Below are 15,579 nucleotides of genomic sequence, written 5' to 3' on the forward strand. Positions count from 1 at the left end.
GGGGGCGGCCGGGGATGGGGCAAGCGCGGGGCTTGCGCGGGCCGTCCGGGCCTTGCGCCAGGCCTTGCGCCGGGCGGGCGCATCTGTATAAGGCCCCATCCTTCCGCGGAGCCCATGAAACCGGCGCATCCTCTCGTGGGACGGGGCGCGGCAAGGAAACCCCCTCCCTTTGAAATGCGCAGCCAGGAGCGACCATGCCTCTCTACGAGCATGTCTTCATCGCCCGTCAGGACCTGTCGAACGCGCAGGCCGAGGCGCTGATCGAGCATTTCGGGACCGTCCTCGCCGACAACGGCGGCCAGGTGGTCACGAACGAATACTGGGGCGTCAAGACGATGTCCTACAAGATCAACAAGAACCGCAAGGGCCACTACGCCCTCCTGCGCTCGGACGCGTCCGCCGCGGCCGTGCAGGAGATGGAGCGGCTGATGCGGCTCCATGACGACGTGATGCGCGTGCTGACCATCAAGGTGGACAAGCACGAGGACGGCCCCTCGGTCCAGATGCAGAAGCGCGACGAGCGCGACCGCGACGGCCGGGGCGATCGCGGCGACCGGGGCGACCGCCCCCCGCGCGAAGATCGCGGCCCCCGCGAGGACCGTGGTGATCGTGGCGGGTTCTCCCGCGACCGTCGTTGATCTTGGAGGCCTGACAGATGGCAACGAAACCCTTCTTCCGCCGCCGCAAGTCCGATCCGTTCGAGGGCAAGGACGCGCCCGCGATCGACTACAAGGACACGCGCCTGCTGCAACGCTACATCTCCGAGCGGGGCAAGATCGTCCCCTCGCGGATCACCGCCGTCGGCGCCAAGAACCAGCGCAAGCTCGCCACGGCGATCAAGCGCGCGCGGTTCCTGGCGCTCCTCCCCTACGCCGTGAAGTGAGGACCGCCCCATGCAAGTGATCCTTCTGGAACGCGTGGCCAAGCTGGGCCAGATGGGCGACGTCGTGAACGTCAAGCCCGGCTTCGCCCGCAACTTCCTGCTGCCGCAGGGCAAGGCCATGCGCGCGAGCGAGACCAACGTCGCCAAGTTCGAGCAGACCAAGGTCCAGCTCGAGGCGCAGAACCTGGAGACCCGCAAGGAGGCCGAGGCCGTCGCCGCGACCCTCGACGGGCAGACCTTCGTGGTCATCCGCTCCGCCTCGGACGGCGGCGCGCTCTATGGGTCGGTGACGACGCGCGACGTGGCTGATGCCGCGACCGCCGGCGGCTTCTCGGTGGACAAGCGGCAGGTGATCCTGAACGCGCCGATCAAGGACCTGGGCATCCACACGGTCACCGTGCGGCTGCACCCCGAGGTGGACACGGCGATCCGCGTGAACGTCGCCCGCTCGCCCGAGGAAGCCGAGTTGCAGGCCTCGGGCAAGTCGATCCAGGAGCTCGCGGCCGAGGCCGAGGCCGCCGCCGAGTTCGAGATCGCCGAGCTGTTCGACGACATCGGGGGCGCGGCGCAGGAGGAGTGATCCTTCGCGCCGGCGTCTTGGGGGGCCGTTCCGGGAGACCGGGGCGGCCCTTTTCCGTTGGGGAGGCGGATGACGATCCCGTTGTTTCCGCGAACGGGCCGTTTCTTACTCGGGCCACCGATTGAGATCGGATGGAGCGGACCGGATTGACCTCGGCTCGTTCGCCGATGATCGGACGGCGGTAGACGGAATCCGCTGAAAACGATCAATCAGGACCGGGTCTTCATGACAATGCATACGCTGGGCGACGCTCCCTCGACGCTGGAACAGGATTGGCGAGCCAGAGGCTTGCCGACCTTTCGTCCTTGGATGGGAGAGCATTACCGCACACCGACCGGGATCACGGCGGGACGTCGGTTGCTGGTGCTGGGAGAGTCGCATTACGTTGACGAAAACGAAAGAGGCATGGTCGGCACCACGCCCCCGGGTTTCACGCGAACGGTCGTGGAAAAACTGGCGTTGGCGGAAAGGCCGTATCCATTCTTCGACAAGATCGCGCGGCTGGTGGCGGCCGATGCGGATGGCCGGATCACGCGGGACCGAACTGCCGAGTTCTGGCAGTCGGTGGCATTCTGCAATTTCGTTCCCGTGATCGTGGGCGAGAACCGTGTTCCCGATCAGTGGATGTTCAAGGCCGGGACCGAGACGGTCCAGAGCCTGCTGGACGAATTGGAACCAGAGGTCGTGATCGCGTGCGGAATCCGTCTGTGGGATTATTTCGCGCCAAATCTGGAGGGATATTCCGGACCGGCATACCAAACGGACGTCCATGATGACGGGCGCGCGATCTTTGGCAAGTTCTACCACCCAAGCGCGCGAAAGTTCCGCTTGGGAGATTGGGCCCCAAGGGCGCGCCGTCTGCTCGATCAGGCTGGAAAGCCACGAATGAAGGGGCACGGGCTGAGGTGGTCGGATCTGGGGGCGTAAGTCACAGGGTGCGCGGTTCCGGGGCTGTAGGACCGGGAACCGCGCACCCTGCGGGATCGGCAGGCCATGAATGGGAAAAGGCACCCACCGGGGGCGCCTTTGGCCTGATCGTCCTTCGGGCGTGGTGGCCGGCGGCCCCCGGGGGCCGCCGTTCGGCGCTGGAAACGGCCCCCCGGACCGTTTCCGACGCGCCTCATTCCTCGTCGAGCGCCTCGACGGCCTGTTGCAGCTCGTCCTTGGAGACCTCGCGCTCCTCCACCTTGGCCTGGGCGAAGATGTGGTCGATCACCTTGTCCTCGAAGATCGGGGCCTGGATCTGCTGGCGGGCGGCGGGGTTGTTCTGGATGAACTCGAAGAACTGCCGCTCCTGGCCGCGATACTGGCGGGCCTGCTGGAGCACGGCCTGGGTCAGCTCGGCGTCCGTGACCTTGACCTCGGCCTTCTGGCCCAGCTCGGCCAGCAGGAGGCCCAGCTTCACCCGGCGGCGGGCAAGGCGCTGGTGGTCCTCGGTCGGCTCCACGGTGTCGTGGTCGTGGCCGTGGTGGTCGGGGTTGTCCTCGTGCCAGAGCTGGTGGGCGATCTGGCCGGCCTCGGCTTCCACCAGGGACTGCGGCAGCTCGAAGTCCACGCGGCGGTCGAGCTCGTCGAGCAGCGCGCGCTTGGCGACGGCGCGGGCGGCGCCCTGGTATTCGGATTCCAGACGCTCGCGGACCTGGGCCTTCAGGGCGTCGAGGTCGTCGGCGCCGAAGCGCTTGGCGAGGTCGTCGTCCAGCGCGGCGGCCTTGGGGGCCTTCACCGCCTTGACGGTGCAGGTGAAGACCGCCGCCTTGCCGGCAAGGTGCTTGGCGCCGTAGTCGGCGGGGAAGGCCACGTCCACGTCCTTCACGTCGCCGGTCGAGACGCCGACGAGGCCGTCCTCGAAGCCGGGGATGAAGGAGTTGGAGCCGAGCACGAGCGGGTAGTCCTGGGCCGCGCCGCCCTCGAAGGGCTCGTCGTCCACCTTGCCGAGGAAGTCGATGGTGACCTGGTCGCCGGATTCGGCGGGGCCGTCCTTATCCTCGTAGGACTTGGCGGTGTCGGCGAGGTTCGACAGCGCCTCATCGACGGCGGCGTCGTCGGCCTTGACGGTCAGGCGGGTGAGCGCGAGGTCGGACAGGTCGAGCGCGGGAACCTCGGGGAGCTTCTCGTAGGAGACATCGACGGTCACGTCGTCGCCTTCCTTCCAGCCCTCGTTGGTCATCTTGATGGCGGGCTGGGTGGCCGGGCGGTCGCCGGTCGATTCGAGGTGCGAGGACACCGCGCCGTCGATGGCCTCCTGCATGGCCTCGCCCAGCAGGCGGGGGCCGTGCTGCTTGCGAAGGAGCGCCATCGGCACCTTGCCCTGGCGGAAGCCCTTCATGGCGACCTGCGGCTGGATCTCGGCCAGCTTGGCCTGCACCTGCTGGTCCAGTTCGGCGGCGGTGACGGTGACGGTGTAGCCGCGCTTCAGGCCCTCGTTCAGCGTCTCGGTGACTTGCATAAACCTCATCCTCTCGTCTGGCGCGCGGCGCCGCGTCGTTTGTGGTGCGGGTGAAGGGACTCGAACCCCCACGCCTTGCGGCGCCGGAACCTAAATCCGGTGCGTCTGCCAGTTCCGCCACACCCGCAACGTCCCACGGAGGGCGGGCGAGCCCTCCCCCCTCTGGCTGGCGCGGCTCCTAGCAGAGGGGGACGGGGCGCGCGAGGGGGAAAATCGCGGGCTTGCGGCGGGGCCGGAGGGGGGCGCCGCCCCCCGCTTCGCTCCCCCCGGGATATTTGGAGCCAAAGAAGGACGGGGGAGCGGGTCCGGCCCTGGGGCGCCCTACAGGCCGAGGGCGCGGAAGACCTTCGGCAGCTCCTCGGGGAGGTCCTCGGCGATGAGGCCGGGGCCGAAGGAGCGCGCGGCCTCGACGTGGAGCCAGGCGGCGGCGCAGGCGGCCTCGAAGGGGGCGAGGCCGCGGGCGAGGAGGCCCGTGATGAAGCCCGCCAGCACGTCGCCGGAGCCCGCCGTGGCGAGCCAGGGGGCGGCGCGGTCGTGGACGGCGGCGTGGATGGCGGCCGTCCCGTTCGGCTCGGCGATCACGGTGTCGGGGCCCTTGAGGAGGACGACCGCGCCGCATTCGCGGGCGGCGTCGCGGGCGGCGTCGAGCTTGGAGTAGGCGGGGCCGGTGGTGGCTGGGGCGCGCCACCTCTCGGCGATGGCGGGGAACAGGCGGGCGAACTCGCCGTCGTGGGGGGTGAGGACGCAGCGGGCATGGAGCTTGGCGCGCAGCGCGGGGTGATGGGCGAGGAGCGTGAGGGCGTCGGCGTCGAGGACGAGCGCCCTGCCCTTCCGCGCGGGGTGATTGCCGGCGTCGGGTCGGGAGGCGTCGAGGAGGGCGGACAGGAGCGCGGCCTCGCGGTCGGAGGTGCCGAGGCCGGGGCCGGCAGCGAGAGCGTTGAGGCGGGAGTCTTGGAGCAGGTCGGTCAGGACCTCGGCGTCGCGGACGGAACGCAGCATGATCGCGTCGAGGCGGGCGGCGTTCTCCTGGAGGGCGGCGGGGGGCACGGCGAGGGTGACGAGGCCCGCGCCGATGCGGAGCGCGCCACGGGCGGCGAGGCGGGCCGCGCCGCCCCGGCCGCAGCCGCCGGAAAGGAGGAGGGCGTGGCCGTGGGCGTATTTGTGGCCGGTGCGCTTGGACAAGCCATCCCCGGCGGGACAGGCGACTTGCTTGATCCTGTGGGGTTGCCACTGCGGACCGAGGCCGATGTCGGCGACGACCACCTTGCCGCAGCAATCCGGGCCGTGCGCCAGCAAGTGTCCTGGCTTCAGGCTGTGAAAGGTCACGGTGAGGTCGCAATACAGCGGGCTGTAGATCGGCGCGACCAGCCGTCCCAGTCCGCGCCTCGCAAGGTCATCCACCACCTCCTGCGAGGGTGGCGGCGCCGGCTCGAAGCGTTCCATGCCGCTGTCGCTGTCAAGGCCGCTTGGCACGTCGATGGCGACGATCCTGCTCCGGTGGTTGTCGCCCGCCTCGGCGCGCGCGAGTTCGATGTGGTCGATCAGCGCCCCGAGGTCGATCGGGACAGGGCGCACGAGTCCTGTCCCGAACAGCGCGTCGATCCAAAGGTCCGGAAGCGCGTCGTCGCCGTCGCGCTCCACATCCGGCACGACCAAGGTGTCGAGCGGTCGCGCCGGTGCGGATGCCGTCCAGCGTCTGAACGCCGTGCTCGCATCCGGCGGCAGCTTCTCCGGGTCCCCATAGAGGAACGCCTCCACGTCCCAACCCCGTTCCTTCAGCAGCCGCGCCACCACGAATCCGTCGCCGCCGTTGTTGCCCGGACCGCAGAGCACCACGGCGCGGCGGGCGCCCTGCTCGATCTCGGGCCACTCGGCCAGGATCGCCTCGACCACGCCCCGGCCCGCCCGCTCCATCAGCTCCAGGCCCGTGACCTCGCCCCTGGCGATGGCCGCCTGCTCCAGCGCCCGCATCTCCGCCGCCGTCAGGATCGCCGCCATCGCTTCCTCCTCCGGCAGTTTCCAAACTGCCTTATTTCGCGCCATCCCGCACAACCAGCGCGCAACCTGCGCGCTTCCGCCGACGTCGCCTCCGCCCGGCCGCCGGGCCGGATTGAAGCCCTCCGCCGCCCCGGCCATACCGCCCCTCGGGACAAGGGGAGCGTGGCGCCGCCATGAAAAAGATCGAGGCGATCATCAAGCCGTTCAAGCTCGACGAGGTCAAGGAGGCGCTCCAGGACGTCGGCGTGCAGGGCCTGTCGGTCGTGGAGGTCAAGGGCTTCGGCCGCCAGAAGGGCCACACCGAGCTGTATCGCGGCGCGGAATACGTCGTGGACTTCCTTCCCAAGGTGAAGATCGAGGTCGTCCTGCCGGACGAGCAGGCCGAGGCCGCCGTCCAGGCGATCATCGGGGCCGCCCGCACCGACAAGATCGGCGACGGCAAGATCTTCGTCTCCTCGATCGAGCAGGCGATCCGCATCCGCACCGGGGAATCCGGGGACGACGCGCTCTGACCATCGCGGGCGGTGACGCCTACAAGGACAACCCAAGAGAAAGCACAGGGGACATGGCCAACAAGCTTCTCGACCTCATCGCGCAGGAGGAGGCGGAATACGTCGATATCCGCTTCACCGACCCGCGCGGCAAGCTCCAGCACGTCACCGTGGTCGCCGACCTCGTGGATGCCGACTTCCTTGAGGAAGGCTTCATGTTCGACGGCTCCTCCATCGCCGGCTGGAAGTCCATCGACCAATCGGACATGAAGCTGATGCCCGATGCGGACAGCGCCTATGTCGATCCGTTCTTCGCGGAGAAGACCATCTGCGTGCACTGCAACGTGGTGGAGCCCGACACCGGCGAGCCCTATTCGCGCGACCCGCGCGGCACCGCCGTCAAGGCCGAGGCCTACCTGAAGGCGACGGGCATCGGCGACACGGCCTTCATGGGCCCGGAAGCCGAGTTCTTCATCTTCGACAACGTCCGCTTCTCGGTCGCCATGCACAAGGTGTCGTTCGAGGTGGACGGCGTGGACGCCGCCTGGAACTCGGACGCCGAGTTCGAGGCCGGGAACATGGGCCACCGTCCGGGCATCAAGGGCGGCTACTTCCCCGTGCCCCCGATCGACGACGCGCAGGACCTGCGCTCCGAGATGCTGTCCACCATGAAGCGGATGGGCATGAAGGTGGACAAGCACCACCACGAGGTGGCCTCCACGCAGCACGAGCTGGGCATCATCTTCGGCACGCTGACCAAGCAGGCCGACGAGATCCTCAAGTACAAGTACGTCATCCACAACGTGGCGCAGGCCTACGGCAAGACGGCGACCTTCATGCCCAAGCCCATCGCGGGCGACAACGGGTCGGGGATGCACGTCAACATGTCGATCTGGAAGGACGGGAAGCCCCTGTTCGCCGGCGACAAGTATGCGGACCTGTCGCAGGAGGCGCTCTACTTCATCGGCGGCATCCTCAAGCACGCCAAGGCGCTGAACGCGATCACCAACCCCGGCACGAACAGCTACAAGCGGCTGATCCCCGGCTTCGAGGCCCCGGTGCTGCGCGCCTACTCGGCCCGCAACCGGTCGGGCTGCATCCGCATCCCGTGGGCGGAATCGCCCAAGGCCAAGCGCGTCGAGGCCCGCTTCCCCGACCCGTCGGCGAACCCCTACCTCGCCTTCGCGGCGCTGCTGATGGCCGGCATCGACGGCATCAAGAACCGCATCGATCCCGGCCCGTCCTCGGACAAGGATCTCTACGACCTGCCCCCCGAGGAGCTGGCGGCGATCCCGACCGTCTGCGGCTCCCTGCGGGAGGCGCTCCAAGAGCTGGAGAAGGACCACGAGTTCCTGCTCCAGGGCGACGTGTTCACCCGCGACCAGCTCGAGGGCTACATGGCGCTGAAGTGGGAGGAGGTCTACGCCTTCGAGCACACGCCGCACCCGGTCGAATACAAGATGTACTACTCCTGCTGATTCGCCCCCTGGGCGAGTCCGCGAGGATCAGGAAGGGGCGTCCCGCGAGGGGTGCCCCTTCTTCGCATGGCGCGCGCGCGACCCGGGGAGCCCTCGCCGCACAGGCAACGGACTTCTCGTCGCAGTTGCAATTGGGCGGTTGCGTTCGTGCCGCGCACGCGGCAAGCCTTGCTCGTCGGCCGCCGGCGCGGCCGGTGGCCATACCGAACGGGCCCCGTCCCCGACCCGCAGGAGCGATCCGCGATGACCCCGCCCCCCGCCCGGACGACCATCGGCCAGCTCGTCTATGGCCGGACGCCCGACCTGGAATTCGGGGGGCTGATGGAGGATCTGGACGCCGCGCTCTCGGCGCATGGGGCCGAGGAGCGGCGGCTGTCCTGGGCCGGCGAGGAGACGGCGCTGATCGACATGGGCCCGGCGCGGGTCGCGCTGGCGCTGGCGCGCGACGTGGACCGGGCGGGCACGGCCGTCATCACCGTCGCGGTGAGCCACCGGCCCGTCGAGGGGCGCGACATGCGGCTCGCGGAGCGGCGGGGCCTCCTGGCGCGGCTGATCGCCGAGCGGCTGCTGGGCCGATGGACCCCGCAGGAGACGATCTGGACCACCTGCGAGGAGGTGGTGTCGCCGGCGCTGATCGACGCCTACACCGCCGGGCTCGCCGCGCGGCTGGGCGCGGCGCGGGCCGTGAAGGCCGAGCAGAGGGCGCGGCCCGCCCGCGACCCCGCCCCCCGGCCTTTCCTGGAGCCGGCCGACCTGCCCCGCCTCATGGCCCGGCTGGAGATGACGCTGGCGGCGCGGCGCGCGGGGCAGCCCGTGCCGGACGGCCCGGCGGCGGCGCGGGCCTGCGCCGAGGAGGCGCGGCGGGGCCGGTCGCCGTTGCGGCTGCGGTTCTTGGCGTATCTCATGGACGTCACGCTGATGCTGGTGGCGCTGCCGGTGGGCGCGGCGATGCTGACCTACAGCCTGACGCGCGGCGCCAACATCAACACCAGCGGGCGGGTCATGGCGGTTTCGGGCGTGACGCTGGGGATGGCCGACCACTTCGTGGGGCTGGGCGGGCTCCAGTTCCTGCTGACCTCGGCGTTCTGAGGCCGGGCCGCGAAACGGAAGGGCCGGAGCCCCGGGAGGCTCCGGCCCTTCGTGATCCCGGCGGGCGGGCTCAGGCGCGGGCGGAGCCCACGAGCTTCCAGGCGACGGGCAGCAGCAGCGCGGCGAGGCCGAGCTTGAGCGCGTCGCCGATCAGGTAGGGGGTGAGGCCCCAGGCGAGCGTCTGGTCCCAGACGGAGGCGTAGGTCGCCGGGTCGAAGGCGCCCGAGCCGACGACGTGCTGGAGCCAGAGAAGGCCGGGGACGTAGATCGCGACGTTGCCCAGCAGCATGGCGAAGGCCATCCGGCCCACCGAGCGGTCCCAGCCGCGCCGGGCGAGCGCGCCCAGCAGCACGGTCGCCAGCACGTAGCCCAGCAGGTAGCCGCCCGAGGCGCCCATCATGTAGCCGAGGCCGTTGTTCCCGGCCGAGGAGCTGGCGAAGATGTCGGCGCCGAGCGCCCCCAGGCCCATGTAGCCCAGGATGGTGGCGAGGCCGAGCCGGGGCCCGTAGGCCGCGCCCAGGCCCAGCACCGCGAAGGTGCCGAGGTTGACGGGCACCGGCGAGGGCGGCACCGGCACCTGCGCCTGCGCCGCGAGCGTCAGCCCCGCGATCCCCAGCGCCACGAGCATCGCCTGCCGCGCGAGGCGGGCCGGGCCGTCCTCGCGGGTGCCGAGCTCCGCGAGGACGGGCCAGGCCGTTTGCGTCATCCCTTGGGCCATGCGGGGGCCTCCTCCTTGGTTCTGTCGGGGAACTTGTGGCGCAAGGCCCCGATCCGCGCAAGTTGTCTCAATCGGGGCGGTAGCGTGAGACCATGGTGTAGTCCTTGGCCGGGCCGGTGACGGTCCATTCCGCCGCCCAGTCGGGCCAGGACGTGAGGTCGTAGGCGACTCGGTAGAGGTCGCGCCCGCAGGGGTGGTCGGTGCCCGCCGCGCGGCCCTCGGGGCGGAATCGGTGGAAGGGACGGCCGTCGGGGAACAGGACGGCGATGCCGCCCTCGTCCGCGCGCCAGAGGTAGTCGCGATGCGCGGCGAGCGTCAGGCCCCCGAGGCGGAGCGTCCCCTCCTCGCGGTAGCGCAGCCCTTCGCCGTCGGGCGTGAACCGGGCGGCGCCGTCGAAGCGGCCAGGCGGGCCGAGCCGGTCGTCGATGATGCGCGCGATGCGCCATTGGCCGAGGAAGTCGCGAAGATGCAGCATCACAGGGCGGGCCGTCTGCCCGCCATCCCTCCGTTCCGCCCTTGTGGCGGGCTGACGCCCGCCCTACGGAGCCCCTTATCCCAGTCCGCCGAGGCCCGCCATGATCCCCCGCTACTCCCGCCCCGAGATGGTCGCCATCTGGTCGCCCGAGACCCGCTTCCGCATCTGGTTCGAGATCGAGGCGCACGCCTGCGACGCCCAGGCCGAGCTGGGCGTGATCCCCAGGGCGAACGCGCAAGCCGTCTGGCGCGCGAAGGACGCGAGCTTCGACGTGGCCCGGATCGACGAGATCGAGGCCGTGACCAAGCACGACGTCATCGCCTTCCTGACCCATCTGGGCGAGATCGTCGGCCCGGACGAGGCGCGCTTCGTCCACCAGGGCATGACCTCCTCGGACGTGCTCGACACCTGCCTGAACGTGCAGCTCTGCCGCGCCGCCGACCTGCTGTCGCAGGGGCTGGATCGCGTCTGCGCCGCGCTCAAGGCCCGCGCCTTCGAGCACAAGGACACCCCCCGCATCGGCCGCAGCCACGGCATCCACGCCGAGCCGACGACCATGGGCCTCACCTTCGCCCGCTTCTACGCCGAGATGGACCGCAACCGCGAGCGCCTCGCCCGCGCGCGCGACGAGGTGGCGACCGGGGCCATCTCGGGCGCGGTCGGCACCTTCGCCAACATCGACCCCTTCGTGGAGGAGCACGTCTGCCGAATGATGGGCCTGCGGCCCGAGCCGATCTCCACGCAGGTGATCCCCCGCGACCGCCACGCGATGTTCTTCGCCACCCTGGGCGTGATCGCCTCCGGCATCGAGAACGTCGCCACCGAGATCCGGCACATGCAGCGGACCGAGGTGCTGGAGGCGGAGGAATACTTCTCGCCCGGCCAGAAGGGATCGTCCGCGATGCCCCACAAGAGGAACCCGGTTCTGACCGAGAACCTGACCGGCCTCGCGCGGCTCGTGCGGTCGGCGGTGACGCCGGCGCTGGAGAACGTCGCGCTCTGGCACGAGCGGGACATCAGCCATTCGAGCGTCGAGCGCGCCATCGCGCCGGACGCCACGGTGACGCTCGACTTCGCGCTGCACCGGCTGGCGGGCGTGGTCGAGAGGCTGGTCGTCTACCCCGAGGCGATGCTGCGGAACATGAACAAGTTCCGGGGCCTGGTGATGAGCCAGCGCGTGCTGCTGGCGCTGACGCAGGCGGGGGTGAGCCGCGAGGACGCCTACCGCCTCGTGCAGCGCAACGCCATGAAGGTCTGGGAGCAGGGGGCCGACTTCCGCGAGGAGCTGCTGGCCGACCCGGAGGTGACGGCGGCGCTGTCTCCCGCCGAGATCGAGGAGAAGTTCGACCTGGGCTATCACCTCAAGCACGTGGACACGATCTTCGCGCGGGTGTTCGGGGGGGCCTGAGCCCCCCTCAGATCAGCCCGAACCCCACCGCGCGCGAGATCGCCTCGGCCCCGGTCTTGGCCCGGAGCTTGTGGCGGGCGTTCTTGAGGCGCTGCTTGATCGCCCCCTCGGTCACGCCGAGCCGGTGCGCGATCTGCTTGAGCCGCTGGCCGTCCTTGACCAGCCGCAGGGCCTCCAACTCGGCCAGGGTAAGGTTGCGGGGCGGCGAGAGCGCCCGGTGCCGAGCCTCCACATGGGCGGCGAGGAGGGCGATCTCCTCGGCCAGGAACTCCCGGTCGGGGCGGGCGAAGAGGCCGTAGCTGCGCGGCCCCCCCTCCTCCCCGTCGAGGACCGAGACCGCCGCGCCGAAGGCCAGGCCGTGGCGGCGCGCGAGGTCCAGGACGCCGCGCGGGTCGGGCAGCGCCACCTCGCTCCAGCGGATGCTGCCCTCCGCGCCGTAGATCCAGCGGATCAGCGGGTCCCAGGGCAGGTGGCCGTGGCGGGCGTAGTCCTCCACCCAGGGGCGGGGGAAGCGGTTCTCCTCCTCCAGCGGGAAGGCGAAGCCGACGCGGAGCGCGAGGTAGTGTCCGGCCGGGGCCAGGAGGCCGAGATCGAGCGTCAGCGAATCGACCGCCGGGACGGCCATCGGGGGCCCGTCCTCGGCGAATCCCCGAACCCCATCCCGTCCCGCATACATCCGTCGTGCCCCGCTGATCGGCGGGACCATAGGCGCGCGGGGATGGGCGCGGCAACGACCAAATCCGTATAAGTTTATGCACTTGCCGGAAACGGCCTCTCGATCCGCGCCGCTTCGCGCCTTTGCGCGACGGAGCGCGTTGCCGCAGGGGCAGGACGTGCTAGCTTCGGGCCACGGTCCATCAAGGGAGCCTCCCATGACTCGCCTTCTCCTCGCCGCAGCCCTTCTCGTCCTTCCCCTCTCGGCCCGCGCGGCCTGCTCGGGCCATTCGGACCAGCAGGCCATGACCTGCGCCCAGGGCACCACCTGGGACCGGGAAAGCGCCACCTGCGTCCCCGTCACCGGCTGACGACGCGGGCCTGATCGGTCCCGCGCCGTCAACCGAATCCTAACGGATCCGGGTCATCCTGGCGGCATGAACGCGCCAGGATGCCTCACATGACCCTCGCCCACGACGCCGCGCGGCTCGACCGACGGCGCAAGGCCGCCATCGTCGTCCGCTTCCTCCTGACGGACGGGCTCAAGCCGCCGCTGTCCCAGCTCACCGAGGATTCGCAGGTGGAGCTGACGCGCGCGATGGCCCGGCTCAACGTGGTCGATCGGGGCACCCTCGACGCCGTGATCTCCGAGTTCGCCGACGAGCTGGAAGGGGTGGGCTTCGCCGTCAAGGGCGGGGAGGAGGAGGCGATCAAGGCCCTGTCGGGCCATATCAGCCCGACCGCCGTCGCCCGGCTCAAGGCCAAGGCCGTGCAGACCGGCAACGACCCCTGGTCCGCCGTGGCGGCGCTCGGCACGCCCGAGCTGGCGGCCCTCCTGTCGCGCGAGAGCATCGAGGTCGCGGCGGTCGCCCTGTCCAAGCTGCCGGTCGCCCGCGCCGCCGAGGTCCTGGGCAAGCTGCCCGGAGAGCAGGCGCGGCGCATCACCTACGCCGTCTCGCGCACCAGCGGCATCGCTCCGGACGCCGTGCTGCGGATCGGCCGCGCCCTGGCCGAGGAGTACTGCATGGCTCCGCCCTCGGCCTTCCCGCAGCCTGCGGGGGAGCGCGTGGGCGCCATCCTCAACTCCTCGCCCCCCGTCACGCGCGAGGACGTGCTCGACGGGCTGGAGGTGCGGGATAGCGGCTTCGCCGCCGAGGTCCGCAAGTCGATCTTCACCTTCGCCCAGATCCCGTTCCGCCTGCGCGGCCCCGACGTGCCGCGCATCCTGCGCGAGCTGGAGCCCAAGGTCGTGGCGCTGGCGCTCGCCGCCGGGCGGAAGGGCAAGGCGGAGGACGCGGCCACGGTCGATTTCATCCTGGGCAACCTGCCGCAGCGCCTCGCCGATTCGATCCGCGAGGAGATGGAGGGGATCACGCGCATCAAGCCCGCCGACGCCGACGCGGCGCAGGGCGCCGTGGTCACCACCGTCAAGGAGCGCGCCGCCATGGGCGAGATCGAGCTGATCGAGCCCGACGAGGCCGGGGAAGGATGACCGGCGTCCCGTCGGCGGCCCCCGGCGAGGGTGCCGCGCGGTCGGCCGGGGGCTCCCCGCCCCGGCGCCCCGAGGTGCGTCCAGGGGTCGGGCCGATCGTGCCGGGAACCGTCCCCGCACGGCGCTGCGGGGGCCGGGCCGGGCCGACCCGCCCGGGCGACTGGCGGGCGGCGGGCCTTGGCAGGGGTCGGGCGGCGGCCTATGGGACGCGCGCAGCCGAGGGTTCCCGCGACGATGCCCCTTCCCGCCGACGAGCCGCCCCCGCCGGGCACCGCCTCCGAGCGGACCCTGGACCGCGCCCTCCGCGTCGTGATCGGCACGGCCATGGCGATGCCCTACGCGCGCCGGGTGGCCTTCATGGGGGCGCTCACCCGCGGGGTCGTGGGGCCGCTCGCGGGCTACCGGGGCCGGGCGCTGGCGAACCTCGCGCTGATCCATCCCGACTGGCCCCTGCCCCGCCGCCGCGCCGTGGCGGCCGAGGTGCTGGACAACTGGGGCCGCACGCTGATCGAGAACTACTCCTGGCGCGAGTTGGGGGCGCAACTGGCGGTGGAGCCGGTGGCGGGCGGCGGCCTGCCGCACCTGGAGGAGGCGCGGGCGGCGGGGCGGCCGGTGATCTTCGTGACCGGGCACCTGGGCAACCACGAGGCGCCGCGCCACGTGCTGACGCGGCTGGGCTACTCGATCGGCGGTCTCTACCGCGAGATGGACAACCCTCTGGTGAACGCCCACTACGCCGCCACCATGGCCGAGGTCTCGGGTCCGGTGTTCCCCAAGGGGCGGCGGGGAACGCTGGGCTTCGTGCGCCACCTCGCGGGGGGCGGGATGGCGACGATCCTGTTCGACCTCCACGCCTACGACGGGGTGCCGATCCCCTTCCTCGGTCGCCCGGCCATGACGGCGACCACGGCGGCCGACCTGGCGCTCCGCTACGACGCGCTGCTGCTGCCCTACTGGGGCCTGCGGCGCGCGGACGGCCTGGGCTTCGACGTGATGCTGGAGGAGCCGATCCCCCATGCCACGCCCCGCGCCATGATGGAGGAGGCGACGCGGCGGCTGGAGGCGCGGATCGCCGCGCATCCCGGCCAGTGGTTCTGGGTGCATCGCCGCTGGAAGCGGGTGCGGGGCGCCTAGCGTCCGGCCTTGGCCGCCGCGCGGATGCGACCCGGCCCCGGCTCCTGCAGAAGGATCACGGCGCGGTCGGACCCCTCGCAGGGAACGGTCATCGCCAGCGGCTCCTCGCCCGTCCAGGTGCCGGCCTTGCGCCAGGAGGTGACGATGTTGTGGTAGGCCACCGACAGGCCCGCGTTCTCGCCGCCGGTGATGTCCACCCGGTCCTCGGGCCGGTAGCGGACCACCTGCACGTCGAGCGGGCCGGGCAGCGGCGCGGGCGGGGCCTCGATCCGCAGCTCGCCCCCGTGGCACCTCGCCCGCAGGTCCACCGGCGTCACGGCCCCGGCATGGGCGTGGAGCTTCTCCATCACCGCCATGGCGTCGCCGCCCACCACCCGGTCCTGCCCGCCCACGACGATCTGCGGCGTGTAGACCATCCGCTCCCCGGCGGCGCGGGCATAGGCCTCCTGCCGGGCGGAATGGTCCGGCGAGGCGAAGCTGTCCGGCCAGCCGATGTAGTCCCAGTAATCGACATGGAGCGACAGGGCGATCACCCCGTCCATCCGCGCGATGTCCGCGAGCATCGCGTCCGCCGGCGGGCAGGAGGAGCAACCCTGCGAGGTGAACAGCTCCACCACCACCGGAAGGCGGGATTCAGCGGCGGAAAGGCTCGGTGCCAAGGTCGAGAGGAGGGCGAGGCACGTCGCCGGGAGAAGTCGCATCGGGGGTCCGCCTGCCCGTGGGATTGTTCCTC

17 protein-coding genes and 1 tRNA gene are annotated in these 15,579 nt (G+C 71.1%); 11 read left to right on the plus strand and 7 right to left on the minus strand.

Annotated elements, in window-relative coordinates; all coding sequences use genetic code 11:
- Window positions 1-194 precede the first annotated feature (194 nt).
- The 4 genes from rpsF to J2Z33_RS06795 all read left to right on the plus strand — a co-directional run bounded on the left by rpsF (window position 195) and on the right by J2Z33_RS06795 (window position 2,390).
- Window positions 195-638: a 30S ribosomal protein S6 gene (gene rpsF, locus J2Z33_RS06780; protein ID WP_209839200.1), complete on the plus strand. Its 444-nt coding sequence runs from the start codon at window positions 195-197 to the stop codon at window positions 636-638.
- Window positions 639-655: 17 nt separating this feature from the next.
- Window positions 656-883 carry a 30S ribosomal protein S18 gene (rpsR, locus tag J2Z33_RS06785; RefSeq protein ID WP_209839201.1) on the plus strand — a complete coding sequence of 76 codons (228 nt, stop codon included), beginning with the start codon at window positions 656-658 and terminating at the stop codon, window positions 881-883.
- Window positions 884-893: 10 nt separating this feature from the next.
- Entirely contained in the window at window positions 894-1,463 is a 570-nt protein-coding gene (gene rplI / locus J2Z33_RS06790; protein ID WP_209839203.1) for a 50S ribosomal protein L9, read from the plus strand.
- 225 nt (window positions 1,464-1,688) lie between these two features.
- Complete coding sequence (locus J2Z33_RS06795) at window positions 1,689-2,390, plus strand: hypothetical protein (RefSeq protein WP_209839205.1); 702 nt, start codon at window positions 1,689-1,691, stop codon at window positions 2,388-2,390.
- 193 nt (window positions 2,391-2,583) lie between these two features.
- Here J2Z33_RS06795 and tig read toward each other — a convergent pair whose 3' ends face one another.
- The 3 genes from tig to J2Z33_RS06810 all read right to left on the minus strand — a co-directional run bounded on the left by tig (window position 2,584) and on the right by J2Z33_RS06810 (window position 5,907).
- On the minus strand, window positions 2,584-3,909 hold the full coding sequence (tig, locus tag J2Z33_RS06800) for a trigger factor (RefSeq protein ID WP_209839207.1): 1,326 nt from the start codon (window positions 3,907-3,909) through the stop codon (window positions 2,584-2,586).
- A 42-nt stretch (window positions 3,910-3,951) separates the two neighbouring features.
- A tRNA-Leu gene (locus tag J2Z33_RS06805) sits at window positions 3,952-4,036 on the minus strand.
- Between the two features lie 194 nt (window positions 4,037-4,230).
- The gene (locus J2Z33_RS06810; RefSeq protein ID WP_209839209.1) at window positions 4,231-5,907 is read right to left on the minus strand and encodes an NAD(P)H-hydrate dehydratase; all 1,677 of its coding nucleotides are present in this window, start codon (window positions 5,905-5,907) and stop codon (window positions 4,231-4,233) included.
- A gap of 173 nt (window positions 5,908-6,080) precedes the next feature.
- Here J2Z33_RS06810 and J2Z33_RS06815 point away from each other — a divergent pair, with 173 nt between their 5' ends.
- From J2Z33_RS06815 to J2Z33_RS06825, 3 genes are all read left to right on the plus strand, one after another.
- The gene (locus tag J2Z33_RS06815) at window positions 6,081-6,419 is read left to right on the plus strand and encodes a P-II family nitrogen regulator (protein WP_209839211.1); all 339 of its coding nucleotides are present in this window, start codon (window positions 6,081-6,083) and stop codon (window positions 6,417-6,419) included.
- Window positions 6,420-6,472: 53 nt separating this feature from the next.
- The gene (glnA, locus tag J2Z33_RS06820; RefSeq protein WP_209839213.1) at window positions 6,473-7,876 is read left to right on the plus strand and encodes a type I glutamate--ammonia ligase; all 1,404 of its coding nucleotides are present in this window, start codon (window positions 6,473-6,475) and stop codon (window positions 7,874-7,876) included.
- Between the two features lie 243 nt (window positions 7,877-8,119).
- A complete protein-coding gene (locus tag J2Z33_RS06825; protein ID WP_209839215.1) occupies window positions 8,120-8,965 on the plus strand; it encodes a hypothetical protein in 846 nt (281 codons plus the stop codon).
- A 70-nt stretch (window positions 8,966-9,035) separates the two neighbouring features.
- Here J2Z33_RS06825 and J2Z33_RS06830 read toward each other — a convergent pair whose 3' ends face one another.
- Entirely contained in the window at window positions 9,036-9,683 is a 648-nt protein-coding gene (locus tag J2Z33_RS06830; RefSeq protein WP_245218624.1) for a biotin transporter BioY, read from the minus strand.
- Window positions 9,684-9,750: 67 nt separating this feature from the next.
- On the minus strand, window positions 9,751-10,158 hold the full coding sequence (locus J2Z33_RS06835; RefSeq protein ID WP_209839217.1) for a DUF6314 family protein: 408 nt from the start codon (window positions 10,156-10,158) through the stop codon (window positions 9,751-9,753).
- Between the two features lie 100 nt (window positions 10,159-10,258).
- On the opposite strand from J2Z33_RS06835, the gene purB reads away from it, so the two are divergent.
- Window positions 10,259-11,566: an adenylosuccinate lyase gene (gene purB, locus J2Z33_RS06840; protein ID WP_209839219.1), complete on the plus strand. Its 1,308-nt coding sequence runs from the start codon at window positions 10,259-10,261 to the stop codon at window positions 11,564-11,566.
- A 7-nt stretch (window positions 11,567-11,573) separates the two neighbouring features.
- Here the strand turns inward: purB and J2Z33_RS06845 are convergent, their stop codons facing one another.
- Window positions 11,574-12,191 carry a helix-turn-helix transcriptional regulator gene (locus J2Z33_RS06845; RefSeq protein ID WP_209839221.1) on the minus strand — a complete coding sequence of 206 codons (618 nt, stop codon included), beginning with the start codon at window positions 12,189-12,191 and terminating at the stop codon, window positions 11,574-11,576.
- 247 nt (window positions 12,192-12,438) lie between these two features.
- Here J2Z33_RS06845 and J2Z33_RS06850 point away from each other — a divergent pair, with 247 nt between their 5' ends.
- The 3 genes from J2Z33_RS06850 (at window position 12,439) to J2Z33_RS06860 (ending at window position 14,846) form a co-directional block, all read left to right on the plus strand.
- Entirely contained in the window at window positions 12,439-12,591 is a 153-nt protein-coding gene (locus J2Z33_RS06850) for a hypothetical protein (protein ID WP_209839223.1), read from the plus strand.
- 89 nt (window positions 12,592-12,680) lie between these two features.
- Window positions 12,681-13,712, plus strand: coding sequence for a flagellar motor switch protein FliG (locus J2Z33_RS06855; RefSeq protein ID WP_245218625.1), 1,032 nt, complete (start codon window positions 12,681-12,683; stop codon window positions 13,710-13,712).
- Window positions 13,713-13,946: 234 nt separating this feature from the next.
- Complete coding sequence (locus J2Z33_RS06860) at window positions 13,947-14,846, plus strand: lysophospholipid acyltransferase family protein (protein WP_209839227.1); 900 nt, start codon at window positions 13,947-13,949, stop codon at window positions 14,844-14,846.
- Here J2Z33_RS06860 and J2Z33_RS06865 read toward each other — a convergent pair.
- Window positions 14,843-15,547: a DUF1223 domain-containing protein gene (locus J2Z33_RS06865; RefSeq protein ID WP_209839229.1), complete on the minus strand. Its 705-nt coding sequence runs from the start codon at window positions 15,545-15,547 to the stop codon at window positions 14,843-14,845. The two genes, J2Z33_RS06860 and J2Z33_RS06865, sit on opposite strands and share 4 nt — an antisense overlap.
- Between the last annotated feature and the right edge of the window lie 32 nt (window positions 15,548-15,579).

The sequence above is a fragment of the Rubellimicrobium aerolatum genome, from assembly GCF_017872975.1.
Classification (GTDB): domain Bacteria; phylum Pseudomonadota; class Alphaproteobacteria; order Rhodobacterales; family Rhodobacteraceae; genus Rubellimicrobium; species Rubellimicrobium aerolatum.

What these genes read in the sequence shown, in the direction of transcription:
- J2Z33_RS06810 (WP_209839209.1), bottom strand. Translation starts at nt 5,907, where the DNA reads ATGGCGGCGATCCTGACGGCGGCGGAGATGCGGGCGCTGGAGCAGGCG.
- J2Z33_RS06865 (WP_209839229.1), bottom strand. Translation starts at nt 15,547, where the DNA reads ATGCGACTTCTCCCGGCGACGTGCCTCGCCCTCCTCTCGACCTTGGCA.
- J2Z33_RS06830 (WP_245218624.1), bottom strand. Translation starts at nt 9,683, where the DNA reads ATGGCCCAAGGGATGACGCAAACGGCCTGGCCCGTCCTCGCGGAGCTC.
- J2Z33_RS06815 (WP_209839211.1), top strand. Translation starts at nt 6,081, where the DNA reads ATGAAAAAGATCGAGGCGATCATCAAGCCGTTCAAGCTCGACGAGGTC.
- purB (WP_209839219.1), top strand. Translation starts at nt 10,259, where the DNA reads ATGATCCCCCGCTACTCCCGCCCCGAGATGGTCGCCATCTGGTCGCCC.
- rpsR (WP_209839201.1), top strand. Translation starts at nt 656, where the DNA reads ATGGCAACGAAACCCTTCTTCCGCCGCCGCAAGTCCGATCCGTTCGAG.
- J2Z33_RS06825 (WP_209839215.1), top strand. Translation starts at nt 8,120, where the DNA reads ATGACCCCGCCCCCCGCCCGGACGACCATCGGCCAGCTCGTCTATGGC.
- J2Z33_RS06860 (WP_209839227.1), top strand. Translation starts at nt 13,947, where the DNA reads ATGCCCCTTCCCGCCGACGAGCCGCCCCCGCCGGGCACCGCCTCCGAG.
- tig (WP_209839207.1), bottom strand. Translation starts at nt 3,909, where the DNA reads ATGCAAGTCACCGAGACGCTGAACGAGGGCCTGAAGCGCGGCTACACC.
- rplI (WP_209839203.1), top strand. Translation starts at nt 894, where the DNA reads ATGCAAGTGATCCTTCTGGAACGCGTGGCCAAGCTGGGCCAGATGGGC.
- J2Z33_RS06855 (WP_245218625.1), top strand. Translation starts at nt 12,681, where the DNA reads ATGACCCTCGCCCACGACGCCGCGCGGCTCGACCGACGGCGCAAGGCC.
- J2Z33_RS06845 (WP_209839221.1), bottom strand. Translation starts at nt 12,191, where the DNA reads ATGGCCGTCCCGGCGGTCGATTCGCTGACGCTCGATCTCGGCCTCCTG.
- glnA (WP_209839213.1), top strand. Translation starts at nt 6,473, where the DNA reads ATGGCCAACAAGCTTCTCGACCTCATCGCGCAGGAGGAGGCGGAATAC.
- rpsF (WP_209839200.1), top strand. Translation starts at nt 195, where the DNA reads ATGCCTCTCTACGAGCATGTCTTCATCGCCCGTCAGGACCTGTCGAAC.
- J2Z33_RS06835 (WP_209839217.1), bottom strand. Translation starts at nt 10,158, where the DNA reads ATGCTGCATCTTCGCGACTTCCTCGGCCAATGGCGCATCGCGCGCATC.
- J2Z33_RS06850 (WP_209839223.1), top strand. Translation starts at nt 12,439, where the DNA reads ATGACTCGCCTTCTCCTCGCCGCAGCCCTTCTCGTCCTTCCCCTCTCG.
- J2Z33_RS06795 (WP_209839205.1), top strand. Translation starts at nt 1,689, where the DNA reads ATGACAATGCATACGCTGGGCGACGCTCCCTCGACGCTGGAACAGGAT.